The organism is Nocardia sp. NPDC004722, from assembly GCF_053601505.1.
The window spans coordinates 1-8,691 of record NZ_JBSGBY010000363.1 but is presented as its reverse complement, the minus strand read 5'-3'; the positions used below and the strand labels follow the sequence as shown (position 1 = coordinate 8,691).

Here is an 8,691-nt window from a genome sequence, read left to right as displayed (position 1 = left end):
GCGGGACTCGGCTGCTCCCCGGCAGCGCCCGTCTCCGCTGCGGGAAGGGTCGGGGCCGACGGTTCAGCGGGCGGTACCCCGGCAGGCACCGCGGTATCGGCGACTCCGCTCTCGGACCCGGCGACTCGGTCATCGGACCTGCTCACCGCGTGCCAACCCGTCGCGCCCGCGGCACCGAGTCCCTGTCGGAGCAGCACTTCCGACAATGGTCGGAGCACACTGTCGGACAGCCGCGCGAGGACGCTCGCGGGAATCGGCTGCCGGGTGAGTGCGTAAGCGTCGTCGAACAATTCGGCGAGCGCCCCGCCGCCCTCGATTCCGCCTACGCGCCCGGCGAATTCATCGGCGCGCTGGCGTGCCGCGGCGGCGACCGCGGGGTCGATGCCCAGGATCTCGGGTCTGGCGTGCGCGTTCCAGTGCGGGAAGTGCGCGGCCAGGGTTGCCTGGATGTCGCCGAACGCCTTGCTCACCGGGTCCAGCCGCTCCCCCACCGCGGCGGGCAGGTCGGCGCGGATGGCATCGCTCAATGCCACCGCCTCCCCGAGGCGTTCGGTCAACAGCGTCCAGGCGGCCTCCCGATGCGGCATCAGATAGTCGGTCTCGTAGAACAATTCGAAGCTGGGGCCGACGGTCTTGCCGGGATGATCCGGCCCGGCCGGGAGGGTGGTGATGAGCTCGCCCAGCGGGCGGATGACGCCGAACATGAGCGAGACCGTGGCATCGGCCAGGGTCTGCAACTGCGCGTCGGATTCGTCGGTGTGGGCGAAGAAGCGTTCGAAGATCTGCAGCAGGATCTCGTAGCCCACATTGAACAGATCCGTGACACGCGCGGTCTCCGGGTCGCTGATCAGCGGGACCTCGAAATCCCGTTCGGGCGCACGGACATTGGCGGCCAGCACCGGCCGCACCGGGTCGAAGGACGGGTTGTCGGCCAGGCACTGCTCGTACTCGTCGAGGATCTTGACGAACTGCCCGAAGTGGGCGTCACGCCAGTCGCCGCGCGCGCCCTCGCCTTGCTCGAGAATGGTGTCGATGGCCCGTCGCGCCGAGGCCACATCGGTCACCGCCACCAATTCCGGCCACTGGAAATGCTTTCGGGTGGCCTGGGCGCGAGGCGGTCCCACGAACAGCCAGCGCTCACCGTATTTGTCGGCCAGGTGCTGGATGCCGGTCTCGATGGACCGGTACAGGTGCCCGACCGTCGCGAAATCCTGGAGCCTGGGCACGATTTCGCCCTGCTGCATGTGCGCGGCGGCGCGGCCGACGTTCGTGATGCCCTCGGCATCGTCGAGTTCCATGCCCTCCGGGCGTTCCAGGAACATGAAGTGCCGCAACGCCGCTTCCCCGAACGGCAGCAGCGCCAGCTGCACGCCCGCCGGGTAGTGGGCGGCGGGCAGTGGCAGGTTGGGCCGGGCCATGTGCGGTGCCGCGCCGATGGCGGAGAGCAGATTGTGCACCAGCGACAGGTGCAGCATCTCCTGGGTGGCCACGTGCGACACCAGTTTCCGCCAGCGCGTGACCTTTTCGACCTCGTCGGCGCTGAGTCCCTCCGCGGTGGAGGTCTTGAGCGAGAAGGCCGCGAACAGGTACTGGCACATGATGCCGTGTTCGAGTTCGGCGGCCTGGCAGAGCATGTAGATGAGGGCCTCGCGGTGCTCGATGACGAACGGCGCTTCCGGGGCCGCGAGACCGCCGCGGGCGGCGAGGGTCCGGGCAAGTGCGCCCTGACCGGTACGAGGTGGGATTTCGGGCGCATTCTCACTCATGCGCGTGGGCCTTTCGAAATCGGCATGAAGTCGTCCGATCTCCATCATGGTCCCGGGATCCGGGCGTCGCCGAATGTTTCGCTGCCCGAGAAAGCGTCAATCTCCCTACCGGTACCGGGGAACCCGACCGGGCACGCTGATGTATTGCGACACGCTCATCGGCACGCCCGGCCCTGCTACCTTCGAGAACGCGGTAACCGTAAAGGCAAGGAGCACTGCCATGGGCATCATTGCGATGATCATCATCGGACTGATCGCGGGCGCGATCGCCCGCCTCGTGGTCCCCGGCAAGGAGAACTTCGGCATCATCTGGACCGCCATCCTCGGCATCATCGGCGGCTACGTCGGCGGCACCCTGGGCAGTCTGGTGTTCTCCCCGCACCACTTCGACATCCATCCCCCGGTCAAACACGCCTTCATCGGTGCCATCATCGGCGCGATCATCCTGCTGGCCCTCTACAAGTGGATCCGCGCCCGCGTCTGATCCCGCCGACCCCCTTCTCCCTCAACCACAACGGGGCGGGGCCGCTGACCTGCGGCTCCGCCCCTTCGATGTGCCGGCGTTCTTGCGCGCGATGAGGGTCCGCACAATCCCGCCGCCACGACGCCGGTCCCACGGCGCCCTCAGCCGCAGGTGGTCTACGGCCCGAGTTCTACGTATCTACTAAGTAGATACGTAGAACATAGCGGACCGCCGTGCAATCACACAAGCGGCCGCGCCGAGCTAATGATCAGCTAATGACAGACTGGGGGCTGCCGAGCCCGCGCTCGCAGGCGTCGACCGCGCGGCGGAAGGCGGCGGTTGCGGTCGCCGAAAGCATCGAGGTGCTGACCGCGACGGTGCGGGATCTCACGCGCTGAATTCGGTTGAACGACTCGGCAATAGGGACATTCGACCCGGACCCGGGATAATTCGAATCACACGGTGTTCGGCCGTATTACAGCACACTTTGCCTGCCGGGAATTGGGCGTGAAAGCTTTTACTACACACCCGAATTCACGCAGGAGCAGCACTATGGTCGAAACCCCGTTCGCCGGTCCGCCCGAGCTGGAGATTCCGCCGGGCACCACGCTCACCGATCTCCTCGACGAGCGGGCCGCGGCGCACGGGGACGCCATCGTGTATCGGTATGCCGACTATTCCCGTGCACTGGAGGCCGAATACCGCGAACTGACCTGGTCACAATTCCAGTTGCGGGTGTACGCGGTGGCGGCGCGCATTCAGCGGGTCAGCGAGCCGGGCGATCGAGTGGCGGTGCTGTGCCCGCACGGATTGGATTATGTGGTCGCCTTCTTCGCGGCCATCGCGGCGGGCGCGATCGCGGTGCCGCTGTTCACCCCCGACGAGCCCGGGCACACCGACCGCCTGCACGCGGTGCTCGGCGACAGCGATCCCGCGGTCATCCTCACCACCGTCGCGGCGGCGGCCGGGGTGCGCGAGTACTTCGGCCGGCGGCCGGGCGGCGCGGGGCCGCGCCTCATCGCGGTCGACGCCGTGCCCGATACGCTCGAGGCGAACTGGCGGCGTCCCGACAGCACCGCCGATTCCATTGCCTACCTGCAGTACACGTCCGGCTCGACGCGCACGCCCGCGGGTGTGGAGATCACCCACCGCGCGGTCGCCACCAACCTGCTGCAACTGTGCGACGCGCTGGGGCTGGACGCGGACTGCCGCGGGGTGAGCTGGCTGCCGCTGTTCCACGACATGGGCTTGCTGTGCGTGATCCTGCCGCTCGTGTGCGGGCGGCATCTGACCCTGATGTCGCCGAGCGCGTTCATCCGGCGGCCGTACCGGTGGATCAAGGAGCTGGGCGCGGACGGCGGCGGGGTCTTCTCGGCCGCACCCAATTTCGCCTACGAGTACGCGGCCGGCCGGGGGCGGCCCGCGCCGGGCACGAAACTGGATCTCTCCAAGGTGGTCGGCCTGATCAATGGCAGTGAGCCCGTGACGGTTTCGGCCATGCGAGCCTTCACGGAGGCGTTCGCGCCGTACGGGCTGCCCGAGCACGCCGTGAAACCCTGCTACGGCATGGCCGAGGCCACCGTCTTCGTCTCCGCCACACCCGCCGAGGCCCCCGCGCGGGTCGTGCACGTGGATCGTGACCGGCTGGGCGAGGGCCGCATGACCCGCGTCGCCGCCGACCGGGAAGAGGCGGTGGCACAGGTCAGTTGCGGGCTGCCCGCGCGGGCGCAGTGGGCGGTGATCGCCGACCCGGACACCGGCCGGGAGCGGCCCGACGGCGCGGTGGGCGAGATCTGGCTGCACGGCGACAATCTCGGATCCGGGTACTGGAACCGGCCCGACGAGACCGAGCAGACCTTCCGGAATCGGCTGCGGCGCAAACTGTCCGAGCAGAGTCACGCCGACGGTGCGCCCGACGGGGCCCGGTGGCTGCGGACCGGCGACTTCGGCGCGTACCTCGGCGGGCAGCTGTATGTCACCGGCCGGGTCAAGGATCTGGTGATCGTCGGCGGCCGCAATCACTATCCGCAGGATCTCGAACACTCCGCCCAGGACGCCAGCACCGCGCTGCGGCCCGGGTTCGTCGCGGCCTTCGCGGTCCCCGCCAACCGCCTGCCCGACCACGCCCTGGCCCAGCGCCCGCTCGCCGCACCGGACGACAGCTCGAATCAGCTCGTCCTGGTGGCCGAACGGGCCGCGGGCATCGGCACCCTCGACCCGGATCTGATCACCACCCGGGTGCGCGCCGCGCTGTCGCTGCGCCACGGCGTGTCCATCCGGGATCTGCTGCTGGTCCCGGCGGGAACCATTCCGCGGACCTCCAGCGGCAAGATCGCGCGGCGGGCCTGCCGCGCGGCCTACCTGGACGGCACCCTCACCCGGATGGCCCGGCGCTGATCAGACGACGACGGTCATCTTGCCGCCCGCGGCGCCGGATTCCATCACCTCGTGGGCCCGCACGATCTCGTCGAAGGCGAAGGTGCGCACCGGTTTCGCGTGATAGACCCCCGCCGCCGCCTTGGCGACGAGCTCGGCCACCGGGACATCCGCGAGCGGGAAGTCCGGGGTCCCGAGGACGAAGCTGCCGAAGAACGACAGCTGGACTCCGCTGGGCAGATCGGCGATCGGGTTGAAATCGGTGACCGGTGCCAGGCCGCCGAGGAATCCGGCCTGGCAGACGCGGCCGCGCGGGCGGACCGTGGCGACGGAGTCGCGCAGGACGGAGTTGCCGACCAGGTCCAGCAGGGCGTCCACGGCGAGGTTGCGATCGCGGACCTGGTCGGCGAGGTTGCCATCATCGATGAGAACCGTTGTGGCTCCGAATTTTTCGAGCAGCGCCGTGTTCGACCGCGATCGGGTGGTGGCGAGGACGGTGGCCCCGAGTTCGGCGGCGATGTTCACCGCGGCCTGGCCGAGCGCCGAGGTGGCACCGCGCACCAGCACCGTCGCGCCGGGAGCGAGGGCGAGATTGCCGTGCAGCGTGGACCAGGCGGTGGCGTAGACCTCCGGGACGGCCGCGAGATCGGCCCAGTCCAGACCGGATTCGACCGGGACCACATTGCTCGCGGGGACCGTGACGAGTTCGGCGTACGCGCCATCGCGGGTGCGGCCCATGCCTCCCATGATGGCCACGACCGGGGTGCCCGGGGCCAGCAGGCCCGAGGGATCGGCGGCCACGACGCCCGCGGCTTCGATGCCGGTCACCTGGGCGACGTCGCCCCATTGGCCGGAACGCATGTAGGTCTCGGCATGGTTGAGCCCGAAAGCCTTGACCTCGACCAGGATTTCGCCCGCGGCGGGCACCGGGTCGGGGAGTTCGGCGATGGTGAGCACCTCGGGGGCACCGTAGCGGGAAATGATGATGGCCTTCATGACGGACTCTCATTCTTGAGTGAATGTTCAAATATTGAGGAGAAAGATGGGCCGCCCTGATCGGACGGCCCTGCAACGGTTTTCGTCGCGCTATGGGGGCGTCAGCCCGGCGAACGCGGTGTCGACGATCGCTCGCAACACCGTCTCGTCCGGATTCGCCTTGCCGACCACCATCAGCCCCTGCGAGGTGGCCACCAAGCCCTTCGCCACGGCCTCCGGATCGGTGCCCGAGCGGATCTCCTTGCGGCGCAACGCGTTCCGCAGCGCGTCCCGCATGCGATCCTCCAGACGCTGTAGATGCCCGCGCACCACGGCGGCGGCCGCGTCATCGGTGGCGGCGTTCTCGATGGCGGTGTTCACCAGCAGACAGCCCATCCGACCCTCGGGCGAGAGCAGGTCGGCGACCAGACCGTCGAAATAGCCGCGTACCTGCGCCACCGAGGCATTCGGATCGTCCAGCTCGCCGAGCTTGCTCGGCACGATGAGATCCGAGTAGCGCCGCAGCGATGCCAGGAACAGGGCGTGCTTGCCGCCGGGGAAGGCGCTGTAGAGGCTGCCGGGTTTCACCCCGGTCGCCTTGACCAGGTCTTCCACCGAGGTCGCGCGGTAGCCGCGCTCCCAGAACCGGCGCATGGCGGCCTCCACGACATCGTCGGGTTCGAATTCGCGGGTGCGTGCCATGCGACCACCATACTTGAATGGTCCTTCAAGAAACAGACCCGAACGATGACGGAACCGTGACGTCAGCCCGCGAGGGTTCCGGCGACGCGGTAGGCCGCCGGGGTCATGCCGGTTTCCAGCCGGAAGGCGCGATAGAACTGGCGCTCGGTGGCGAAGCCGCAGGCGCGGGCGACCGCGGCGACCGGCAGATCCGTTCGCGCGGTGAGCAATCCGCGCGCGTGCTCGATCCGGGTACGCCGCAACAGCACCGCCGGCCCGTCCTCGAACTGCTCCAGCACCCGGTAGAGCGTGCGTCGCGACACCCCGCAGCCCGCCGCGATGTCATCCACGGTGAGGGTCGGGTCGGTGCTGTGGCGGCGTACGAAATCCACCACCTGCCGCACGGTCAGCGTCTCGGTCACCGCACCCGGCACCGCGCGGCCCGCGGTCAGGGAGATCGCCGAGACCAGCAGGTCGAGGGCCGAACGAGCCAGGGCCGCAGCGTGTTCCGGCCTGGTGTTCTGCAATTGCGCCAACTCCAGCAGGAACCCGGAGACCACTCCCGCCGGACTGTTGCGCGGCACCACGGTGGCGGTCGGGATCGCCTCGGGCGTGATCCCGGACCGCTCCCGCAACCGCCCGAGCGGCACCAGCACCGCGGCCATCTCCCAGTCGTCGTCGAACTCCCAGTGATAGGGCCGCGTGCTGTCGTAGAACACCAACTCCCCCGGCCCCACATCGGCCACCCGCCCGTCCTGATGCAGTCGCCCCCGGCCCTTGAGCTGAATGCTGGTGTGCAGCAACTCTTCCTCGGTGCGAGCAATCAGGCTCTTGGTCCGATCCACCCGCTGCCGCCCGGCCCCCAACGTGGACAACTCCACATCCCGATACTTCCCCAACGCGATCCACCCCCGAAACTCCCCTACCCCCTTGGGCGACACCGCAAGCGGCACATAAGCCTCACTGAGCCCCGCCTCCCACCGCTCGAACAGCCGCGCGGAAGCCTCCCCCGGCGCACCCCCGATCTCGATCCGCCGCACGCCCGACAACCCAACCACTCCGAACTCACCCGATCCACCAAACCCACCCCGAATCCTTCCACGCCCCGCCCCACCCCGTCGCGCCCGATCCACCGCAAGGATCGAGCGCGACAGGTCAGGCTCACCGCTGCCGGCGATCCCGATCCAGTGTGAAGGCGACCTCGTACAACCCCGGATCAGCCTGCCCGAATGCCTTGTTGCCCTGAATCATTCCCTTCGCCATCAGATGTGCGATGACGCGGTGTGCAGCATCCAGGTCGGTGCTCTCCCCCTAGTTGGTCACCTGCGCCGCCAGGAATCCGCCGCCGACGAAACTGGCGATGATCATCGCCATGGACACCACCGGCCAGTACCACATCAGCCAACCCTTGAAAGTCGACACCAGCAACATCACCAAGGCCGCGATGAGCGCGAATGCCGTTCCGCCCCAAGACAACCAGATTCCCCAGTCGACATACGCGTAGGCGCAGTCGACGCCCGAGCCGCAGGAATCGGTGGCGAAGGCGAAGAAGACGGTGATGTAGGCGGTGAACATGCCGAGCGGGACCGCGAGTGCGTACAACACCCATCCGAGCACGACATCCCAGGTGCGGAGGGTCCGTTGCGGAGCAGGCCAGGCGGCGACAGCCAGAGAATCGGTCATGCGCGGAATGCTGCCCACCAGGAGCGGAAGCAGACACCGCAGAACTACTCATCTCGCCTGAGCATCTGCCCGTTCTCCGGGCCGGTTGTGTTCAGCGGACGCGTATGCGACCGGTGGTGAAGTGGGCGGCGGCCTGATCGAGGGCGGCCACCGGTTGATCGAGGATTCGCAGCGAAATCCGTAGGCCGACGGTGCCGTGAATCCGGTTATGCAGCATGCGCTGTACGTCGGGATGGTCGAGCCCTACGACGCCCGGCGTCTCGTCGTCGACTTCGGGATACAGGTCGACGACAAGAAGGTCCGCGCCCAGCCACCGGTGCAGGCGCAGCCCCAGCACCGCATCCCAGGGCAGAAAGATGTGGTCGGCCATCGCGTCGATGCTCAGGGTCAGGCCGCCCGTGGACATTCGCATCGCGGTTCGGGGGATCCCGACCGCAGCCCATACGTCGCGCAATCGCCTCAGCCGACGCAACTTTCGGATGGCGTCGACCGCGAGGAAGACCGCCGACGGAAGATTCAACAGACCTACCGCCCCCACCAGCCACACCATGAGCGCCGCCAGCATCGAAATCACCACTGCCATAGCGAGTTCGAAGCCCGCGAAGATCACGCCGATCCGCAATGTCCGCGTTCTGGCCCGCCCGACGACAGCGATATCGGCACCGACGACGAAGTCCCCCACCTTCTCCATTGCGCGCACGCTACCGCCACCGCGGACATGAGGTCACACAATTCCCCTAGAATTAG

9 protein-coding genes are annotated in these 8,691 nt (G+C 68.2%); 3 read left to right on the top strand and 6 right to left on the bottom strand.

Translation table 11 applies throughout. The annotated features are described in order from the left end of the window. Window positions 1-1,766, bottom strand: a 1,766-nt coding sequence (locus tag ACWELQ_RS29395) for a ferritin-like domain-containing protein (protein WP_452400282.1), incomplete at its 3' end; no start/stop codon positions are given. A gap of 220 nt (window positions 1,767-1,986) precedes the next feature. Between ACWELQ_RS29395 and ACWELQ_RS29390 the strand changes: the two genes are divergently transcribed. The 3 genes from ACWELQ_RS29390 to ACWELQ_RS29380 all read left to right on the top strand — a co-directional run bounded on the left by ACWELQ_RS29390 (window position 1,987) and on the right by ACWELQ_RS29380 (window position 4,626). Continuing rightward, the gene (locus tag ACWELQ_RS29390; RefSeq protein ID WP_452400281.1) at window positions 1,987-2,250 is read left to right on the top strand and encodes a GlsB/YeaQ/YmgE family stress response membrane protein; all 264 of its coding nucleotides are present in this window, start codon (window positions 1,987-1,989) and stop codon (window positions 2,248-2,250) included. Between the two features lie 254 nt (window positions 2,251-2,504). Next, on the top strand, window positions 2,505-2,627 hold the full coding sequence (locus ACWELQ_RS29385) for a hypothetical protein (protein WP_452400280.1): 123 nt from the start codon (window positions 2,505-2,507) through the stop codon (window positions 2,625-2,627). A gap of 154 nt (window positions 2,628-2,781) precedes the next feature. After that, window positions 2,782-4,626 carry an AMP-binding protein gene (locus ACWELQ_RS29380; RefSeq protein ID WP_452400279.1) on the top strand — a complete coding sequence of 615 codons (1,845 nt, stop codon included), beginning with the start codon at window positions 2,782-2,784 and terminating at the stop codon, window positions 4,624-4,626. Here ACWELQ_RS29380 and ACWELQ_RS29375 read toward each other — a convergent pair whose 3' ends face one another. The 5 genes from ACWELQ_RS29375 to ACWELQ_RS29355 all read right to left on the bottom strand — a co-directional run bounded on the left by ACWELQ_RS29375 (window position 4,627) and on the right by ACWELQ_RS29355 (window position 8,635). Beyond that, window positions 4,627-5,601 (bottom strand): zinc-binding dehydrogenase, encoded by a 975-nt coding sequence (locus ACWELQ_RS29375; protein WP_452400278.1) that lies wholly within the window; start codon window positions 5,599-5,601, stop codon window positions 4,627-4,629. 90 nt (window positions 5,602-5,691) lie between these two features. Next, a complete protein-coding gene (locus tag ACWELQ_RS29370) occupies window positions 5,692-6,282 on the bottom strand; it encodes a TetR/AcrR family transcriptional regulator (protein ID WP_452400277.1) in 591 nt (196 codons plus the stop codon). A 62-nt stretch (window positions 6,283-6,344) separates the two neighbouring features. Next, window positions 6,345-7,301: an AraC-like ligand-binding domain-containing protein gene (locus ACWELQ_RS29365; RefSeq protein WP_452400276.1), complete on the bottom strand. Its 957-nt coding sequence runs from the start codon at window positions 7,299-7,301 to the stop codon at window positions 6,345-6,347. A gap of 271 nt (window positions 7,302-7,572) precedes the next feature. Then, window positions 7,573-7,944 carry a hypothetical protein gene (locus tag ACWELQ_RS29360; protein WP_452400275.1) on the bottom strand — a complete coding sequence of 124 codons (372 nt, stop codon included), beginning with the start codon at window positions 7,942-7,944 and terminating at the stop codon, window positions 7,573-7,575. A 91-nt stretch (window positions 7,945-8,035) separates the two neighbouring features. Beyond that, window positions 8,036-8,635, bottom strand: a complete 600-nt coding sequence (locus ACWELQ_RS29355) for a hypothetical protein (protein WP_452400274.1) — start codon at window positions 8,633-8,635, stop codon at window positions 8,036-8,038. Between the last annotated feature and the right edge of the window lie 56 nt (window positions 8,636-8,691).

Bases quoted from the DNA above. Each gene is read 5' to 3' on its own strand.
- ACWELQ_RS29390 (WP_452400281.1), top strand. From the start codon at position 1,987: ATGGGCATCATTGCGATGATCATCATCGGACTGATCGCGGGCGCGATC.
- ACWELQ_RS29385 (WP_452400280.1), top strand. From the start codon at position 2,505: ATGACAGACTGGGGGCTGCCGAGCCCGCGCTCGCAGGCGTCGACCGCG.
- ACWELQ_RS29380 (WP_452400279.1), top strand. From the start codon at position 2,782: ATGGTCGAAACCCCGTTCGCCGGTCCGCCCGAGCTGGAGATTCCGCCG.
- ACWELQ_RS29375 (WP_452400278.1), bottom strand. From the start codon at position 5,601: ATGAAGGCCATCATCATTTCCCGCTACGGTGCCCCCGAGGTGCTCACC.
- ACWELQ_RS29370 (WP_452400277.1), bottom strand. From the start codon at position 6,282: ATGGCACGCACCCGCGAATTCGAACCCGACGATGTCGTGGAGGCCGCC.
- ACWELQ_RS29360 (WP_452400275.1), bottom strand. From the start codon at position 7,944: ATGACCGATTCTCTGGCTGTCGCCGCCTGGCCTGCTCCGCAACGGACC.
- ACWELQ_RS29355 (WP_452400274.1), bottom strand. From the start codon at position 8,635: ATGGAGAAGGTGGGGGACTTCGTCGTCGGTGCCGATATCGCTGTCGTC.